The sequence below is a fragment of the Sphaerobacter sp. genome (assembly GCF_019683595.1).
GTDB lineage: Bacteria > Chloroflexota > Chloroflexia > Thermomicrobiales > Thermomicrobiaceae > Sphaerobacter.
Window position 1 is genome coordinate 21,028 of the sequence record NZ_JADGHZ010000015.1, and the last position, 18,072, is coordinate 39,099.

At 69.3% G+C, this 18,072-nt stretch carries 18 protein-coding genes; 8 read left to right on the forward strand and 10 right to left on the reverse strand.

What is annotated here, in order from left to right:
- Position 1: 1 nt before the first annotated feature.
- From IRZ30_RS03145 to IRZ30_RS03155, 3 genes are all read right to left on the reverse strand, one after another.
- Entirely contained in the window at positions 2–1,120 is a 1,119-nt protein-coding gene (locus IRZ30_RS03145) for a polysaccharide deacetylase family protein (RefSeq protein ID WP_294082863.1), read from the reverse strand.
- A 98-nt stretch (positions 1,121–1,218) separates the two neighbouring features.
- Positions 1,219–1,902 (reverse strand): HAD family hydrolase, encoded by a 684-nt coding sequence (locus IRZ30_RS03150; RefSeq protein ID WP_294082865.1) that lies wholly within the window; start codon positions 1,900–1,902, stop codon positions 1,219–1,221.
- 150 nt (positions 1,903–2,052) lie between these two features.
- On the reverse strand, positions 2,053–2,589 hold the full coding sequence (locus tag IRZ30_RS03155) for a GNAT family N-acetyltransferase (protein WP_294082867.1): 537 nt from the start codon (positions 2,587–2,589) through the stop codon (positions 2,053–2,055).
- Positions 2,590–2,729: 140 nt separating this feature from the next.
- Between IRZ30_RS03155 and rpsD the strand changes: the two genes are divergently transcribed.
- Entirely contained in the window at positions 2,730–3,341 is a 612-nt protein-coding gene (rpsD, locus tag IRZ30_RS03160) for a 30S ribosomal protein S4 (RefSeq protein ID WP_294082870.1), read from the forward strand.
- 77 nt (positions 3,342–3,418) lie between these two features.
- On the opposite strand, the gene IRZ30_RS03165 is transcribed toward rpsD, so the two are convergent.
- From IRZ30_RS03165 to queC, 5 genes are all read right to left on the reverse strand, one after another.
- Complete coding sequence (locus IRZ30_RS03165) at positions 3,419–3,769, reverse strand: hypothetical protein (RefSeq protein ID WP_294082872.1); 351 nt, start codon at positions 3,767–3,769, stop codon at positions 3,419–3,421.
- A gap of 120 nt (positions 3,770–3,889) precedes the next feature.
- Entirely contained in the window at positions 3,890–4,681 is a 792-nt protein-coding gene (locus tag IRZ30_RS03170; RefSeq protein ID WP_294082874.1) for an NAD-dependent deacylase, read from the reverse strand.
- A 226-nt stretch (positions 4,682–4,907) separates the two neighbouring features.
- Positions 4,908–7,397 (reverse strand): YfhO family protein, encoded by a 2,490-nt coding sequence (locus tag IRZ30_RS03175; RefSeq protein ID WP_294082875.1) that lies wholly within the window; start codon positions 7,395–7,397, stop codon positions 4,908–4,910.
- Between the two features lie 281 nt (positions 7,398–7,678).
- Complete coding sequence (gene ychF, locus IRZ30_RS03180; protein WP_294082876.1) at positions 7,679–8,785, reverse strand: redox-regulated ATPase YchF; 1,107 nt, start codon at positions 8,783–8,785, stop codon at positions 7,679–7,681.
- A 96-nt stretch (positions 8,786–8,881) separates the two neighbouring features.
- A complete protein-coding gene (gene queC, locus IRZ30_RS03185; protein WP_294082877.1) occupies positions 8,882–9,574 on the reverse strand; it encodes a 7-cyano-7-deazaguanine synthase QueC in 693 nt (230 codons plus the stop codon).
- A gap of 63 nt (positions 9,575–9,637) precedes the next feature.
- Between queC and IRZ30_RS03190 the strand changes: the two genes are divergently transcribed.
- A complete protein-coding gene (locus IRZ30_RS03190; protein WP_294082880.1) occupies positions 9,638–10,276 on the forward strand; it encodes a metal-dependent hydrolase in 639 nt (212 codons plus the stop codon).
- Between the two features lie 95 nt (positions 10,277–10,371).
- Complete coding sequence (locus IRZ30_RS03195) at positions 10,372–10,716, forward strand: hypothetical protein (RefSeq protein ID WP_294082881.1); 345 nt, start codon at positions 10,372–10,374, stop codon at positions 10,714–10,716.
- Between the two features lie 115 nt (positions 10,717–10,831).
- Here the strand turns inward: IRZ30_RS03195 and IRZ30_RS03200 are convergent, their stop codons facing one another.
- Both IRZ30_RS03200 and IRZ30_RS03205 read right to left on the reverse strand, forming a co-directional pair.
- Positions 10,832–12,496 (reverse strand): ribonuclease J, encoded by a 1,665-nt coding sequence (locus IRZ30_RS03200; RefSeq protein ID WP_294082883.1) that lies wholly within the window; start codon positions 12,494–12,496, stop codon positions 10,832–10,834.
- Between the two features lie 69 nt (positions 12,497–12,565).
- Positions 12,566–12,805: a hypothetical protein gene (locus IRZ30_RS03205; RefSeq protein ID WP_294082885.1), complete on the reverse strand. Its 240-nt coding sequence runs from the start codon at positions 12,803–12,805 to the stop codon at positions 12,566–12,568.
- Between the two features lie 186 nt (positions 12,806–12,991).
- Here IRZ30_RS03205 and alaXM point away from each other — a divergent pair, with 186 nt between their 5' ends.
- From alaXM to hslU, 5 genes are all read left to right on the forward strand, one after another.
- Positions 12,992–13,735: an alanyl-tRNA editing protein AlaXM gene (gene alaXM, locus IRZ30_RS03210; RefSeq protein WP_294082887.1), complete on the forward strand. Its 744-nt coding sequence runs from the start codon at positions 12,992–12,994 to the stop codon at positions 13,733–13,735.
- The gene (locus tag IRZ30_RS03215; RefSeq protein ID WP_294082888.1) at positions 13,732–14,940 is read left to right on the forward strand and encodes a PLP-dependent aminotransferase family protein; all 1,209 of its coding nucleotides are present in this window, start codon (positions 13,732–13,734) and stop codon (positions 14,938–14,940) included. The genes alaXM and IRZ30_RS03215 overlap by 4 nt, the downstream gene beginning before the upstream one ends.
- A complete protein-coding gene (ligD, locus tag IRZ30_RS03220) occupies positions 14,937–15,842 on the forward strand; it encodes a non-homologous end-joining DNA ligase (protein WP_294082889.1) in 906 nt (301 codons plus the stop codon). The genes IRZ30_RS03215 and ligD overlap by 4 nt, the downstream gene beginning before the upstream one ends.
- A 163-nt stretch (positions 15,843–16,005) precedes the next feature.
- Positions 16,006–16,578 carry an ATP-dependent protease subunit HslV gene (hslV, locus tag IRZ30_RS03225; protein ID WP_294082890.1) on the forward strand — a complete coding sequence of 191 codons (573 nt, stop codon included), beginning with the start codon at positions 16,006–16,008 and terminating at the stop codon, positions 16,576–16,578.
- A 4-nt stretch (positions 16,579–16,582) separates the two neighbouring features.
- On the forward strand, positions 16,583–18,016 hold the full coding sequence (hslU, locus tag IRZ30_RS03230) for an ATP-dependent protease ATPase subunit HslU (RefSeq protein ID WP_294082891.1): 1,434 nt from the start codon (positions 16,583–16,585) through the stop codon (positions 18,014–18,016).
- The last annotated feature ends 56 nt before the right edge of the window (positions 18,017–18,072 follow it).

The window sequence follows — 18,072 nt, forward strand, 5'->3', positions numbered from 1 at the left end:
TCTAACCACCTCTCCGGTCGGCTACGTCGGGGTAGCGGATGACCGTCTTGTCGCTGGCCCGGTCCTTCATGAAGCGCTCGGCCAGCCACGCGGGTAGCGTCTCGGGGATGGTCACCGTATCAGGGTTCCCATCACTGGCGTACATTATACCGGGGTTGTCTGCCGCGTATGCGAACCACTCGGCCAGCACGTCCTCAGTGGCCTGGATCCGTGGCGTCCAGAAGGGGTCGAATTCCGCGTCCACCGGCGATGGTGCCGGGTTGGCGCCCACCATCAGCGCGCCGGAGAAGTGGTATTCTCGCCCCTCGTAGGTGAAGCCACGCAGCAGCGTGTCGTCCCCACCCGGCGGGTACATCCCGAAGGGTAGCGCGATCACCTCGACCTCGGCCTCCGGCACGTACTCGCGGATCATGTCGACCGCACCGGCCAGCTCCGCCTTGATCTCCTCGTCCGACAATTCGCGCAGGTTGGCGTGGCTCAGGGTATGGTTCCCCAGCTCGTACCCATGCTCCACGAGGAAGCGCAGCTTCTCCTCGGCGTACTCCATCTGCTCCGGCTCGTCGGGCCAGGCGAACGGCGCCCGCGGCAGGATCGAGAAGAGCCCACCGCGGCCGAAGTCGGGGTGGCGTGTGAAGAAGTCTTCCAAGATGCCTACTGCGCAGTCAGGGTCGATCTTCTTCTTGTCATTTTCGTCGACCAGATAGCGGAACTGGCTGACCACGCCGTCGTCGAAGGTCAGGACCACCGGGCGCTTCCCGGGCGGGGCACTGATGTGGTTGGTCAGGTAGTCGCGGATCGGGATGACGTAGTACCCGTGGTCGTAGAGCCACTGAAGGTCCTGCCGCAGGCCGTCGGGCGAGCGGTCATACTCGCCGCCGTCCTCGGTGATGCCGTGATACATCAGGACCATCACCTGACCCAACTCGTTCGGTTTGTAGGTGGCGAGCTCTTCTTGGGTTAGCGTCGGAGTCGGCTCTGGGGTCGGGGTCGCGGTCGGCGTGGGCGGTTCGGTCGGGGTCGGTGGCGGAGTCGCCGTCGGTTCCGCGGTTGTACCCCCGCACGCGAGCGAGACCGTCACAAGCAACATCGTGATCACCCGCGGCATCTGCCGCCAGCGCATCCCTATCCCTTTCCCTACGGCACCGCACCCGGTCGGACCGGCGGCTCGGTTCAGACCGACACCCCTCGGGAAGGGAGAAGCGACGTGCCGCGCGGCGCCTACCGAGTGCCGTCGAACCCGAAGAGCGGCAGCAACTCGCGCAGGTTCGCGATCGTGTAGTCGGGCGGCGGGCCACCGGGCCACTCCCGGCCGGTGCGATTCACCCACACACTGGCCAGGCCCGCCGCGCGGGCACCGGCCACGTCGTGCTCCGGGTTGTCCCCCACGTACACCGCCTCGTGCGGCGCCGCCTCGCCCAACTCTAGCGCGCGCTGGAAGATCGCCGGGTCCGGCTTCCAGACCCCGACCTCCTCCGAGACGAGGATGAACGGGAAGGCGTCCGCGATCCGCAGGCGCGCGATCTTATTGCGCTGGATCACGCTCGGGCCGTTGGTGATCATCCCCACCCGCGCGTGCTGCCGCACGGCGTCGACCACCTCCAGCGCCTCATCGAAGAGCTTCAAGCCGCGATAGCGGTCGCTCACATAGGATGCGACCGCACGCTCGACCCGTTCCGGAGTCCCGGCCCCCACCGTCGTCAGGATGTCGGCGAAGTGGTCGGTACCGAAGACGGAACGCGCGACCGCCGCCTCGACCAGCGCATCCAGGTCGACATCATCCAGGCCACGGCACGCTTCCGCGAACGCCACCCGCAGCCGCAGGCGCAGCGACGCATTGTGGTCGCACAGCGTGTCGTCGAGGTCGAACAGGACCAGTTTAGGGCGGAAACCGCTCGTGGCCATCTATCATTTTCCTTCAGTCGCACGACTGACGAGCCAAGCCTATGCCTGAACAGGCGACAGCGTCAAGCCGCGCTCCGGCCGACCTGAACCAGCCGGCTCACCGGTACGACTCCCGGCCGCGCAGCGCTCCGTCGCCGGAACTGGAACGCGTCAGGACGGCGCCTGCCCGGCACCGGTGTCCTCACCGTGGCTCGGCGGGCGCAGCCGTGCCATTGCCAGGGCGTCGACGTACCTGCCGGCGCGGAGCGCGTAGTCGACGAGCCGCCCCTCCACCACGAAGCCGAACTTCTCGTACAGGTGGATCGCCGCGGCATTGTCGGCGTAGACGGTCAACTCGACCCGGTGCAGGCCGAGCCAGTTGTCGGCCAGGTCGACCATCGCTGCCATCAGGGCGGTCCCCACGCCCCGCCGCTGGAACTCATCGTGCACCGCCATCCCGATCGAGCCGACGTGCCGGCGCCGGGCATGGCGCTCGACGTGAAGCCCGAGCGTCCCCACCACGCGGCCGTCCACCTCGGCCACCAGCCGGTGGACATCGGGACCGTAATCCGCGGCCCGTTGTCGCCGCTCCGCGACGGAGCGATAGGGGAGCTGGAGCGTGCCAAAGACCACGCCGGGACAGTTGAGGATCTCCGTGATGGCCGCGGCGTCCTCCGGCTCGGCCCCGCGGACGATGATCCTCTCCATCGCGGTCCCCCTCTTCCTGCCAGGCGAACAACCGGGTGAGACGTGAAGGTCAACCGTTTGGTATTCTAAGGTGATGACCTCGCATCGAGGTTGGACACATCGAGACGGTGCCAAGCGGCACCGAGCCTACAAGGAGGAGCATGGCGCGTTACACTGGGCCCAAGCACAAGATCTCCAGGCGGGAGGGCATCAACCTGACCGGCACCCGGTCGCGCTCGCTGGAGCGGCGGCTCAAGACCCCGCCCGGCGCCCATGCCCACGCCCGCCCGCGCCGCATGACCGAGTACGGCCGCCAGCTTCGCGAGAAGCAGAAGCTGAAGCGGCACTTCGGCATGCTTGAGAAGCAGTTCCGCCGGACGTTCCAGGACGCCCGCAGCTCACGCGAGCCGACCGGAACCGCGCTGGTCAAGCTGCTCGAGTCCCGGCTGGACAACGTCGTCTACCGGCTCGGCTTCACCCCGACCCGCCCCATGGCCCGCCAGCTCGTGAATCACGGGCATGTGCTGGTCAACGGACGCCGGGTCGACATCCCCTCGTACCGGGTGTCCCCGGGCGACACCATCGCGCTGACCGAGAAGGCGGCGGAGATCCCCGACGTTCAGGAGGCGCTCCAGGACGCCGGGCATCAGATCCCATCGTGGCTCTCGCGCGAGGGCACGCAGCCGATCGGCCGGGTGATCTCGGAACCCAATCCCGAAGAGCTCGACATCCCGGTCGACATCGAGTTGATCATCGCGTTCTACGCACGGTAGGAACCGACACTGGCGCCCAAGGCCCGGCATTGCCGGGCCTTGGAAACCGGTGTCCATGGTGATGCCGGTAGCTGCGCTCAGTTCGCCTCGGAGTCGCTCTCCAGCCAGTCGGGGGCGTCGCTCGGGTGCTGGCTCAACTCAAGCCGGCGCTCCAGCCAGAGCTGCTCCAGCTCCTCCTGAATCTGCCGCAGCCGCTCGGCCCGCTTTGTCGCGGCAAGGCCGTACACCTGTGCATTCAGCAGCCGGCGGCGCTCCTCATTCAGCGCATTGATCCGCGCCAGCGTGTCGCTCTCGTGTCGCACCGCGCCGCCGTACGGCTCCACCTCGACCTCCAGCTCCGGCATGTCGCCCCGCGGCGCGTCGGACACGCTCAAGTCCGGATCGGGAACCCGGCGACGCAGCAGTCGTGATCGCTCGTCTCGGGACATCGCTCCGCTCCACTCCCAGCGTTCGCTCGGTGTTGGGTCGCCCTGCGGTGACCGGTCGTCACCGATCCCACAGCGCGCGACCTTCAGCATGTTCGTGACCATGAGATGCACGGCGGACGCCTACCCGGTCAGCAGATCCGCCACGTAGGAGAGCGCCGCCCCGGCAGACGCCTGCACGACGAAGTCGGCCAGGGGATCCAGCGGAGTCGGCTCATTGTTGATGATCGCCAGGACTGCGCCCTGCTGGGCCGCGATCAACGGCACCTTGGCTGCCGGATTGACCTGGAGCGACGACCCGACGACCAGCATCAGTTCGCAGTCCCGCGCGATCTCCAGCGCGCGCCGCAGGTCGTCGGCCACCAGCGACTCTCCGAAGGAGATGGTCGCCTCCTTGACGATCCCGCCGCAGACCGGGCAGACCGGCTCCTCATCCCCCTCCGGCAACGGGAACTCCGCGGCCGGGAAGCGCCGCCCGCACTCCAGGCACCGGATCTCGTGGACCGTGCCGTGAAGCTCGATCACCGTCTCCGGGTCGGCTCCGGCCCGCTGGTGCAGCCCGTCGATGTTCTGCGTGATGATCGTCGACAGGAGGCCAGCTTCCTGCAAGCGCACGAGCGCCAGGTGCCCCGCGTTCGGCTCGACCTGGACCATCTGGGGATAACGCTCCCGGCGTCGCCGCCAGTAGGCAACCCGGACCTCCGGGTCGTTCAGGAACTCGCGGAACGACGTCGGCCTGATCCGTTTCCAGATGCCATTCTGCCCCCGGTAATCGGGGATCCCCGACTCCGTGGAGATGCCCGCACCGGTGAACGCGACCACCGGGCGGCGCACACGGATCTCCCCGGCAAGCGCCTCCAGAGTCTCGCGCTGCTGCTCGGTCAGTATCGCTCGCGTCGACGTCAGATCGTTCATATGTCTCTCTCCACCCCCAATTAAACGATCATTGTCAACCAAGAGGGCCTGATCGACACGCCGACCCAGAGGCACGGGCCATGCCACGCACCTCCGCAACGCCGGGGAACGATGCCTCTTCCGAGAGCCGGTTGAGGACGGTGATCCGACCGGGTGGAGAAAAGTTCCCGCGCCGAGCGGCAAGACCGGCACACCGGGGTCTGATCCGTAACGATCCCAGCCTGCTTTAGCCCCCGCGAACGCTCCGCCGCCCCTGCCGCCAGCCGAGGAGCGCCATCGCGCCCACCACGAGGAGGGCCAGGAGCGATACGGCGGCGCCGGCCCGCGCGAGGGGCGGCTGGAAGCGCCAGACGACCTCGTGCTCGCCTGCGGGCACCGTCACGGCGCGGAATAGCCCGTAGGCGGTAGCGGTTTCGGCCGGCTGGCCGTCCACCGTCGCGACCCAGCCGGGGTAGTTCGGGTCGGCCAGAACCACGTACGCGGGGCGGTCGGTCCGAACCCGCACGTGGAACCGGTTCGCCTCCAGGCGCTCGATCGTGGCCTCCCCCTGGCCGCCCGGCTCCGCAGGAGGGAGATCGCCTGTGAGGTAGAGCGTGGCGCGCGGATTGAAGTCGGCTTGCCGGATCGCCGCCAGCGCCGTTTCGAGGTCCACCTGCTCCGCCGTGTAGGCCAGCCAGACCCGGGGCATCGCGTTCGGGTTCTCCCAGATCACGAGCCCGTCGTCGGTGTCGTGGACGCGGCGGAACGCGGCGCCCGGCGGCGGCGCGTCCACATCGGTGATGAGGAACCGTGCGCCGAGCAGGTCGTAAAGTCCCTGGTCCCGGTTGTCCACCGCCGCGCGGCGGGCTGCGTCGTAGTCCCGTGGCTGCATCGGGTCGTACAGGCCGCCCACGTCGTCGAGCCCGACCACCGCGGCCAGGTCCGGCTGCCAGCGCGCCGTCGCCGCTTCGATCCGGAAGGGGCCGGAGCGCGCCGCCTCGGCCCGCAGGTAGTCGACCGCCTCCGCGTGCCGGAACCCGCCCGTGATGTCGTCCGGGGAGGGGTTGAACGTCGCCGTCGCGCCGAACAGGTCGACGACGATCAGCACCGTGGCCGCGACACCCACCGCCGGGCCGCGCAGGCGACCCCGGAGCACGGCCCAGAGGAGGACGGCGGTCAACGCCAGGTAGAGGAACAGCAGGTTCAGCCCATCGACGGCGATCACCGGGCGATTCGACAGGTCGTTGGCGCTGAGGATTATCGAGTAGAAGAGGGGGATGACAAAGAGCCCCAGCGCCGCCGTCCCGGCCAGGACCGCCCGCAATGCGAGACGGACGGCGCCCGCCGCGCTCGATGCCAGCCAATCCGCCCGTGCCGCCAGCTCGCTCACGCCGAACCCGGCGAGGAGCGCCAGGGCGAGGTCCAGATAGAGCACCGCGCGGGCCGGGGCGCGGATCAGGTCATACAGCGGCGCAAAGCGGTAGAACCAGCCGTGCAGTGGCGTGAAGGGGCCGAGCGCGAAGAGGAGGGCGGCCAGCCCCAGGCCGCCGAGGAAGAGCCGGACCGGGTCCGGGCGCGCGACCAGCGCGATCCCGGCCAGAACCAGGGTCGCGATGCCTGCGTAGGCCCAGATCTCGCCGTTGGAGAACGGACCCCAGTAGTCGGTCGGGTTGCTGCCGAACGCTTTGGGAACCAGCAGGTGCAGCAGGGCGACCGGCTGGATGCTGAACTCGCTCGCCTGCTCGTAGCTCAGGCCGGTGCGGACGGAGAGCCGCGCCATCTCCAGCGAGGGCAGCACCATCGGTGCGGCCAGCGCAACGCCGCTGCCGACCGCGAGCCCCGCGCGCAGGGCATCGCCGACGAGCGCCCGCCAGGGCCAGCGGCGCAACTCGCCCGGGATTATCTTGGTATCCGGTTCGGCCGTCGCGATGTCGCCGGCCCCACCGGCGACCGGCCGCAGCATTCCCGACAGCAGGCTGTGCCGCAGCGCAACCCAGAAGAGCCACCAGGCTCCGCCCACGGTGAGCGCGTAGACGAGCGTCTGCTGGTGCCCGGCGCTGGTGATCAGGAAGGTCACGACGGCTGCCGCGGCGGCCCAACCCCAGGAGGCACGAAGGACCATCAGCCGCAGCGCAAGCAGCAGGAACGGCACCCAGACGGCCGCCGCCAGCATCCCGTAGTGCCCCAGGTGCGCCACCAGGAAGCCGCTGTAGGGGAAGACGATGCCGGGCACGACGGCGGCCAGCGGGCGCATCCCCAGCGTCCGCGCCAGCAGGTAGACCCCGACGCTGGCGACGCCGAAGTGGACGATGGCCAGCAACTCCAGCGCGCCGTAGTTGAACGGGCGCGCCAGGAGGTAGGTCAGCAGATTCAGCGGATAGAGCACCGCCGCCTGGAAGTTCGCAAGCTGCGGCATCCCGCCGTGGAGGTGCGGGTTCCACAGCGGGATGATCCCCTCCCGAATCTGGGACGCGTTGAAGGCGTGGAGGGGGAAGACGAAGGAGACGAGATCACCGCCGCCGCGCGGCACCTGGGTGGGGGTGAGGAGCGGGCGCCAGAAGAAGAGGAGGAGCGCCAGCCCAAGGGCGCCGAGCGCCACGACATCGTCCAGCAGCCCGGGCCACCGTGACCGCAGCGGCCCCCGCGCCAGCCAGACGAGCCCCAGCCAGAGCAGCGCTCCAGCAGGCACCAGCCACAGGGGGATCAATCCGGCCGTCCGCGGGGCAAGATCGACCATCGGTACACACGCACTCCATGGTCCAACGTCAACAGTATCTTAGGCATGCCCGTGCGGGAAGGGAAGCATCGTCGATGGTGGGACCGCTCCGGGGCGCTCTGCCACGCAGGCCCGCGCCGCATGAGTTCGGGACGGGGACGTGTTCCGTGTTCCGTACTCCGTGTTGCGTGTTCCGTCCGGCTCGGGCGAGGCACCGTCCGACGTCCGCACTTTGTCATCGAGACTGGCATAGGCCGCGAGGCTGGGTCGGGTCCGGACGACACGGAGGAAGCCCCGTCGGATCACACGTTGAACAGGAAGTGGACGATGTCCCCGTCCTGGACGATGTACTGCTTCCCCTCCAGACGCAGCTTGCCCGCCTTGCGCGCTTCCGGCAAGCCGCCTGCGGCGATCAGGTCGTCGTAGCTCACCACTTCCGCCCGGATGAAACCGCGCTGGATGTCGGTGTGGATCTCCCCCGCGGCTTCGACGGCCGGCGTCCCCCGGCGGATCGTCCAGGCACGCACCTCGTCCGGCCCGACGGTGAAGAAGGAGATCAGGCCCAGCAGCGCGTATGAGAGGCGGATGACCCGATCCCGGCTCGACTCGGTGATGCCGAGGTCGGCCATAAAGAGGGCGGCGTCTTCTTCGTCCAGCACCGCGATCTCCGCCTCGATCTTGCCCGCCAGGGCGTCGACCTCCACTCCGGGTCGCCCGAAGCGTGCGCGCGCCTCCTCGACCAGCGCTTGCGCCGGAGCGCCCAGTTGCTCCTCGCCCACGTTGAGCAGAATCAGCAGCGGCTTGGCGGTGAGGAAGCCGAAGCCGCGCAGCAGCCGCTCCTCCTCCGGCTGGAGCTCCACCTCACGGATCGGCGTCCCCTCCTCCAGCGCCGCCTTGAGGCGCCGGAGCACCTCGGCCTCCCGCTCGTTCGCCTCGCGCTCGGCACCGCGCAGCTTGGGGATGGTCGACTCGATCCGGCCCAGCCGCTTCTCGATCAGTGCGAGGTCCGAGAAGGACAGCTCCAGGTTGAGCGTCTCGATGTCGCGCAGGGGGTCCACCGAGCTCTCAGGATGGGGCACCGAGGGATCCTCGAAGGCCCGAACGACGTGGACCAGCGCCGCACCCTGGCTCAGGTAGCCGAGCAGCCGCCCGCTCATGCCCTGCTCGTGGATGCCCTTCGCCAGCCCGGCGATGTCGTAGTACTGGACGTCGGCCGGCACGGTGCGCCGGGGGTTGAACATGCGGGTGAGCACGTCCAGCCGCTCGTCGGGCACCTTAACCGTCGCCAGGTTCGGCTCCTCCTCACCGGTGGAGAAGACGCCGGTGGGCGCCTCCGACCGCGTTAACGCGTTGAACACGGTCGTCTTGCCACTCTGTGGGAGCCCGATGATGACCAACTGCAGCGCCATACCGCCTCCGCCTGTCTCCTCGGTACCCCGGCACTCCCCCGCGGCCGGGCCGCGTAGGTTGTACCACGCCGGTCCTCGCCCGGCAGCCTGCTCCTGTTACCCCGCCGGCCCGACCAGCGGGTCGACCGCACCGGCCGCCGCGAAGGCCTCGGCCCGCAGGCGACACGAGTCGCACACGCCGCAGGGCGACTCCCCGCCCTGGTAGCACGACCACGTCAGGCCGTAGTCCACGCCAAGCGCCAGGCCCAACCGCACTGTCCCGGCCTTCGAGAGGTGCAGCAGCGGCGCGACGACCGGGATCGACCGGCCCTCCTCGACGAACTGCTTGCTTGCCAGGTCGGCCGCCCGCTGGTATGCCTCAAGGAACTCCGCCCGGCAGTCGGGGTAGCCGGAGTAATCGACCTGGCTGACCCCGATGTAAATGACACTGGCGCCAACCACCTCGGCGTAACCGGAGGCCACAGCCAGGAAGATGTGGTTGCGCGCGGGCACCCAGGTGCTCGGGATGCCGCCGGTCACCCCGCCGGTCGGGATCTCCCCGTGACCGGTCAGGGACGAGCCGCCGATGCCGGCGAGGTCGATGCGGACCACGCGGTGCTCGACCGCCTCGACCGCCCGCGCCACCGCCGCGGCGGCGTCCAGCTCCCGCCGGTGGCGCTGGCCGTAGTCGAACGACAGGGCGTAGATGGCGTAACCGCTGGCACGCGCCAGGTAGGCAACCGTCGTGCTATCCAGGCCGCCGGAGAGCAGGACCACCGCGCCCGGACGTTCTTTCGCCTGTGCGTGCATCTTGCGTAGTACTCCGATCCCTGGGTATCGTGGTACCGTCGACGACCGTAGGGGATGGTACCGGTGAACACGCGCACATCACAAGGACCGAGCCGGACACATCCGGTCGGGCGAGATTCGGAGTCCGGCCCGACCCCCTGGGCCGCGATGCTCTCCGTCGCCGCGGCGCTGCTGGCGGCGCTGTTGACCGCCACCTGGCACCACCGCTGGGAGCGTGCCGCCAACGGCACGCCCGAGCGCGGCTTGCTCGATGGTCTGTGTCACGCGGGGACCGCGCTGGCGGTGGCGCTGCCCGTCCTCCCCTACGTGCGGGAACAGGGGCCGTTCCTGCGCGTGGCGCTCGCGAGTGCGCTCCTGATCGACCTCGACCACATCGCCGCCGCCCGCTCCCTCCGGCTCGACCGCTGCATGACCATGGCCACCCGGCCGCTGTCCCACTCGCTGCTGACCCCGATCCTCCTCGCCGTCCTGGCTGAGCGATTGGCGCCGGAGCGGCATCTGGGGCTGGCCGCGCTCCTCGGCCTCGGCTCACACCTGTTGCGCGACCTCTACACCGGCGGCGTACCAGTACTCCACCCCCGGCACGTGGTCTCGCTTCCGCCCCGCGTCGTCATCCCCCTTCTGGGCCTGTTGGCAATCTTCAGCCGCAGCGCCACCCGCCGTCGCCTCGGGACCCGCCTCCTTCGCCTGGCAATGCCGTGACGCCCGCCCAATCCCTGAACAATCGGGCATAATGACCGCGGGCCAACCCGCGGCCCGACGACGGCCCACCCGGACCGGCTGCCAAGGAGGTGGCGATGAATCAGGCACACGGCGGACTCGGTGAGTTGCTGGTGATCGTTTATCTCGGGATCGCGATCGCGTCGTGGATCCTGGCGCGGCGCCAGGGCCTCCCTCCCTGGCTGACCGGCACCGCGCACGCCCTACTCGGCGTCCAGATCATCATGGGGATCATTCTCTACGTCCAGCACCCGAACATCATGCCATGGACGCACGTCCTCTTCGGCCTGCTCACCATCCCGGCTCTCTTGCTGGTGATCCCGTTGCGCCAGCGCATCGGCCGCAACGCCGCGATCGCCGTATCGTCCGCCGCCGCCGGTCTCTGCGCGCTGGTCGCCGTCATCATCGCGATGACACGGTGACGTCTCGTCCGCGACACGAGAGCGGCCCTCACCCCCGCCCCCTCTCCCAACCTTGGGAGAGGGGAGTTTGTGTGCGGGGGACGGGCGAGGCACCGTCCGATGCTCGCGCGCCTGATTACAATTCGCTGATGACGGGGAGGATCATGGGGCGGATCTTGGCGTCGCGGTAGATCTGCCGGCTGAGCACGTTCTTCGTCCGGCTCACGAGGTACCCGTAGCTGAAGCCGCCCTTCTGCCGCTTCTCCAGGAAGCGCCGCAGCTCGTCCTCGGCACGCTTCAGCACCTTGGCGTCGATCTGCCCGTCCAGCCCCTGGGCGGAGACGTCTGGGCCCGCGATCAACTGGCGGGTGTCCCGATCCACGATCATCGTCGCGATGATCACCCCGCTGGCGGCAATCTCGTCCCGCTGTCGCAGGATCACGTTCCGGTTGCCGATGATATCCACCAGCACCGCGCCCGATTCCACCGTCTGCTCCCGGCGGCCGGAGTCGCGACCGAAGCTCATCACATTGCCGATCTCGGGCAGCAGAATCTGCGCATCGTTGTAGCCCATCTCCAGCGCCAGATCGCGGTAGAGCGCCAGGTGCCGGTACTCGCCGTGGATCGGCACCACGAACCGGGGCCGGAGCAGCCGGAGCATGAAGCGCAGTTCATCGCGGCTGGCGTGGCCCGAGACATGGATGGTCGGCTCGATCGCCGAGTAGACCACGTGGACGCCGCGGCGGAACAACTGGTCGATCGTCTGCGAGACGGTCTCCTCGTTCCCGGGAACCGGGGTCGCGGAGAAGATCACCGTGTCCCCGCGCTGCAGCTTGATCGCCGGGTGCTCGCCACTGGCGATGCGCGCCAGCGCTGCCGACGCTTCCCCCTGGCTACCGGTCGTGAGGAAGAGCACCTTGTCGCGCGGCAGCTTGACCGCCACATCCAGTGGGATGATCGTGTCGGGCGGCGGCTGCATGTACCCCAGGTCCTGCGCGATCCGGGTGCTCTGCTCCATGCTGCGCCCGGAGATGGCCACCTTGCGGCCGTGGCGGTAGGCCGCGCGGATTGCCTGGTCGATGCGCGTGATGTTCGAGGCGAAGGTCGTCAACACCGCGCGCCCCTTCGCCTCCCCAATGACCCGGTAGAGCGTCTCGCTCACAACCGCTTCCGAGGGCGTGTGCCCCGGCCGCTCGACGCGCACGGCGTCGGACAGGAGCAGGAGCACCCCCTCGTTCCCCAGCTCGCGGAGCCGGGCCTCGTCGGTGGGCGGTCCGAGCGGCGGGGTCGGGTCGAACTTGAAGTCGCCCGTATGCACGGCCCAGCCGAGCGGGGTGCGCAGGGCGACCGCGAAGCTGCCCGGGATGCTGTGGGTGACGGGCACGAACTCGGCTGTCAGGTGCCGCCCCAATGGGTATTGCTGGCCCGGCTCGACGATGTGGAACTCGGCCAGGTCGAGCACACCCGCCTCGTCCAGCTTCGCCTCGGCGTACGCCATCGCCAGCGCGGAGCCGTAAAGCGGGATCGGCGCCCGCGACTTCAATTGCGGCAGCAGGTAGGGCAGGCCGCCGATATGGTCCTCGTGCCCGTGGGTGATCAGGATGCCGCGCAGCCGGTCTGCCCGCTCCTTGACGTAGGTGATGTCCGGCACGATGAGATCGACGCCGCGCATCTCCTCTTCCGGGAACTTCGCCCCGGCGTCGATCATCACCAGATCCCCGCGGTACTCATAAACCGTGAGGTTCTTGCCGACCTCTCCAACCCCGCCGAGCGGGATAACTCTTAGCCGTGGCCGCGCCATGCGCTCGCTGTCTCCCTGTAGTGTTCGTTCCGCATCCCGCGCCATCCGCGGGCCGTTGGCCTAATCATCTCACGCTCCCGCGGCCCTGACGAGTCGCCGGTCCCGAAGTTCGAACGTATACGGCCCGACGTAGACGGTCGCCGGGCGCTGCTCGTCCCGCAGGCGGACGATGACCCGCTGGTCCTCAATGACGAACTCCTGCTCCGGGTTGGGTACGTGCGGCTCGACGAAGAGGTGCTCGACCGCATCCATACCGCCCAATCGCTCGATCGCCCGGGTGGCGAGGTCCCGGGCGCGTGTCTCATCCATCGCACTGTCTCCACATCGACTGCTCCATTTCACTCGCGCCGCGGGCAGGCGTATACGTTGCCCCTGGCGCACTGCCACGGGGCATCCGCAATCGCGGTGCCGGTGTGGGCAGTTGACATTCGCCCGACCCGTTCCTATGATCGCCCCCTACCATGGGACCGCGCGCTTGGTCGAGGAGTGAGATCGGTGACTGCCCTGCTCTATCTGGACGATAGCTACCTGCGAACGTTCGATGCGACCGTGACCGCGGTGGTCGGCGAGACCGGCGTGGTTCTCGACCGCACCGCGTTCTACCCCGGTGGCGGCGGCCAGCCCCACGACCTCGGCATGGTGACCGACGGCACGCACTCCTGGCAGGTCGTGCGTATCGCCCGCGAGGACGGCCAGATCGTGCACGTACTGGAGGGGGACGCCCCGCCTCCACCCGGCACCACGCTCCGAGGTGAGATCGACTGGGAGCGACGCTACCGGCTGATGCGCATGCACTCCGCGCTCCACGTCCTCTGCGGCGTCGTCTTCCGCGAGTACGGCGCGCTGGTCACGGGCGGCAACATGGGCCCCGACAAGGCGCGCATGGACTTCGAACTGGAAGACCTGAACCCGGAGCGCGTGGCGCACATCGAGCGGGTCGCCAACGAGCGAATCGCCGCCGGCCTGCCGATCTCCTGGCGCACCCTGCCGCGCGAGGAGGCATTCCAGATCCCCGATCTGATCCGCACCAAGATCAACCTCTTGCCTCCCAACATTCAGGAGGTGCGGGTGGTCGAAATCGAAGGGCTCGACTTGCAGGCCGACGGGGGCACCCACGTGCGCAACACCCGCGAGATCGGCGGCCTGAAGGTCATCGGCACGCGCAGCAAGGGACGCATCAACAAGCGGCTGGAGATCGCGCTGGTCGACGGCGCCGGGAACGAGGAGCGCGGGGAGTGAGCATCGACTGGAGCACCCGCCTGGCCCGCCGCGCTGCCCGGTTCCAGCCGGCCTTCCGCCTCGATCTCGACCCGCTGCTCACCGACCCCAGCACGATCTTCCTTGGCGGCGGGACGCCACCCGTCGAGTGCCTGCCGATGGACCGCCTGGCGGAGGCAGCACGGCAGGTCTGGGCGGAGCTGGACCCGTCCACGCTCTATTACGACGAGACACCCGGCCACCGCCCGCTGCGCGAGCTGATCGCCGCGCGCATGCGCCGGCGCGGCGCCGAGGTCGACCCCGACAACATCCTGATCACAGCCGGCGCGCAGCAGGGGATCGACCTTGTCGCCCGGCTGCTGCTCAATCCCGGCGACCGGGTCGTCATCGAGGAGCCGGGCTACTTCGGCGGCTTCCAGGTCTTCAACCACTACGAGGCAGAGTACCTCACCGTCCCCGTCGACGCGGAGGGGATCGTCCCGGAGGCGCTGGCGCGCGCCCTCGACACCTCGCCACGCCCCAAGTTCTTCTACACCGTGGCGACCTTCCAGAACCCGACCGGCGTCACCGGCAGCCCTGCCCGGCGCCGGGAGATTCTGGCCCTGGCGCGTGAGTTCGGCGTGGCGGTGGTCGAGGACGACCCGTACGGCGAGCTCTGGTTCGAGCACGACCCGGGCCCCCTCCGCGCGCTCGACCCGGACGTGATCTACATCGGCACCTTCTCCAAGACGCTCGCTCCGGCGCTGCGCATGGGTTGGGTTGCGGCCCCGCCGGAGCTGATGGGCCGCTTGATCGACGCCAAGGAGGCGGTCGACATCCAGGGCGACCGGATCATGCAGCGGACCGTCGTGCGGGCCTGCGCCGACGGCTGGCTCGACGCCCACCTCGACCGCGCACGCGCCCTCTACCGCGACCGCTGGCAGGCCGTCCGCGCCGCGCTGGAGCGCGCCATGCCGCCCGGTGTTCGCTGGACCGAGCCCGAGGGCGGCTACTTCTTCTGGGTGACCCTGCCCGACGGGATCGACACCATGAGGTTGCTGCCGGAATGTGCGGCGGCTGGTGTCGTCTACCTGCCCGGCAGCCTCTTCTACCCTGACATGCGGCCCAGCGCATCGTTCCGCATCGGCTTCTCGACGCTGCCGCCGGAGGATCTGACGCTGGGCATCGAACGACTCGGCCAGGTGCTCCACGGCGCCCTGGCCGGGGGAAGGCGGGCCGGGCCATGAGCGGCGAGCAGGCGAACACGCAGGTGCTCCGGGTCGACGGGCGCGAGATCGTCGTCACCAGCGCGGACAAGGTCCTGTGGCCGCAGGACGGGCTGACCAAGGCCGACCTGCTCGACTACTACCAGGCCGTCGCCCCGGTCATGCTGCCCTACCTCCGCGACCACCCGGTCACCCTGCGCGTCTTCCCCGGCGGGATTGACCGACCGGGCCACTACCGCCGCGACCTGCCGAAGGACGCACCCGACTGGCTGCCGAGCGCGACCTATCGCCCGGCCTCGCGCGAGGGGGAGCTACACGCGCCACTGATCCAGGACGCGGCCGCCCTGCTCTGGTACGCGGAGCGCGGCGCGCTCGAGTTCCACATGTGGCTGGCAACCGCCGACCGGCAGGAGCAGCCCGACTGGGCGGTGTTCGATCTCGATCCGGGCGACGCGGTGGACTTCCCCGCGGTGTTGGAAGCCGCGCTGCTGGTGCGGGACGCGCTGGCGGCGCAGGGCATCGACGGCTACCCCAAGACCAGCGGGGGGCGGGGCCTGCACGTCTTCGTCCCGCTTGAGCCCATCCACGACTTCGCGTCGGTGCGCGACTGGGTGCGGGGCATCGCCGCCCAGTTGGCCGAGGCGCACCCGGATCAGATCGCCGTTGCCGCCCGCGGAACCCACGAGGGGGAGCGTGTGACCATCGACCACGCGCAGAACAGCGTCGCGCGCAACACCGCGGCGCCCTACACCGCGCGCGGGCACCCGGGAGCCCCGGTTTCCGCGCCGGTCACCTGGGACGAGGTGGCCGACGGCGCGATCCGGCCGGACCAGTTCACCCTGCGCACGATGCCCGAGCGGATCCAACAACTCGGCGATCTCTGGGCCTCCGCCCGGAACGCGCCCCAGCGCCTGCCGGGCTAAGCCTCGCGGGCATGGCACGAGCCCGCTGCCGCAACGGGGACAAAAGGGCATACGTACCAGTGCGGAGCAGAACCCCGGAGGGTGCGGCGGGGCGAAAATGGTAGAATCTACTTTTGAAGGGCGGCTGGCTCACCGAGCCGGCAGCCTCTACGATGGAGCGGACATGCAGAACCAGTCCACACGGTGGCACGCCACGACCATCCTCGGCGTCCAGCGGGATGGGGATGTCGCGCTCGCCGGGGACGGGCAGGTCACCTACGGCGACGTAGTGATGAAGCACGGAGCGCGGAAGATCCGCACGCTCCTCGACGGCCAGGTTCTGGCCGGCTTCGCAGGCGCCGTCGCCGATGCCCTCACGCTGTTCGAGAAGTTCGAAACCCACCTGCGCGACTGGGACGGTAACCTGCGCCGCGCGGCAGTCGAGCTCGCCAAGGAGTGGCGCACCGACCGTTACCTGCGCCGCCTTGAAGCGCAGTTGATCGTCGCCGACGGCGAATCGCTGCTCGTAATCTCCGGCGAGGGGGATGTCATCGAGCCCGACGACGGCGTGGCCGCGATCGGCACCGGCGCCCCGTACGCCACCGCCGCGGCACGGGCGCTGCTCCAGCACACCGACATGCCCGCCCGCGAGATCGCCGAGGCGGCGATGCGCGTGACCGCGGACCTCTGCATCTACACCAACGACCACATCGTGATCGAGACAACCAGGCGGCAGGATGAAGCCCAGAACGACTGAACAGATGACCCACGACGCAGCCACCACCGACCCGATCGGCGCTATGACGCCGCGGCAGATCGTGGAGCAGCTCAACCGCTACATCGTCGGCCAGGATCAGGCCAAGCGGGCGGTGGCGATCGCGCTCCGCAACCGCTGGCGCCGCCAGCATCTCCCCGAGGGGCTGCGGCAGGAGGTCATGCCCAAGAACATCTTGATGATCGGGCCGACCGGGGTCGGGAAGACCGAGATCGCCCGCCGGGTTGCAGCCATCGCCGACGCGCCCTTCCTCAAGGTGGAAGCGACCAAGTTCACCGAGGTCGGCTACGTCGGCCGCGATGTCGAGACGATCGTGCGTGACCTCGTTGAGGTCAGCATCGGCATGCTCCACGGGCAGCGGCTGGAAGCGGTGCGAGAGGAGGCCAGCTCCGCCGCCATTCAGCGCCTGGCCGACCTGCTGATCGAGCAGCGCGGCGCCAACCGGCGGGGCCGCCACACGGACACGTCGCGTGAGCCCGACGCGATCCAGGACCCCGAGCAGCGACGGCGCCACGAGGCGAACGTCCGCCGCCGGCTGGCGCGGCAACGCGCTCGCATGCTCGACCTGCTCCAGAAGGAAGCGCTCGAGGATGAGACGGTCGAGCTGGAGACCGACCAGGAGTTCGACGCAATCATCCCGCTCGAGTTCGCCGCGGGCATGAGCCCCGAGGAACTTCAGGAGACCTTCAGCGAGTTGCTGGAGGGCTTCACGCCGCGCCGTCGCTCGCGTCGGGTCTCGGTGCGGGAGGCGCGCCAGATCCTGACCCAGCAGGAAGCGAACCGGCTGGTGGACTTCGACTCGGTGGTCGAGGAGGCGGTCCGTCGCGCCGAGGAGCAGGGCATCATCTTCATCGACGAGATCGACAAGCTGATCAACCCCAACGGCGACTACGGGCCGGACGTCTCGGGGGAGGGCGTCCAGCGTGACCTGCTCCCGATCGTCGAAGGGTCGGTCGTCAACACCCGCTACGGACCGATCAAGACGGATCACATCCTCTTCATCGCGGCGGGGTCGTTCCAGAGCGTTCGCCCGTCCGATCTCATCCCGGAGCTGCAGGGGCGGTTCCCGATCCGGGTCGAGTTGGACCACCTGAGCGAGGACGACCTGTACGCGATCTTGACGCAGCCCGACAACGCGCTCACGCGCCAGTACCAGGCCCTGCTCGCCGCCGAGGATGTCGAGCTCGTCTTCACGGAGGACGGCCTGCGGGAGATTGCACGCTTCGCCGCGGAGGTGAACGCCCGCACCGAGGACATCGGTGCCCGGCGCCTGCACACCATCGTCGAGCGCGTGCTGGAGGACATCTCCTTCGAGGCCCCCGACCGCCGTGGTGAGCGGGTGGTCATCGACCGCGACTATGTGCTCCAGCGTGTGGAGGACATCGCGGCCGACGACGACCTGAGCAAGTTCATCCTCTGAGCCCGTGTCCCGGCCGCGGCGCCCCGCACCCCGGGCCGCCCGGGTGGGGAGGCAGG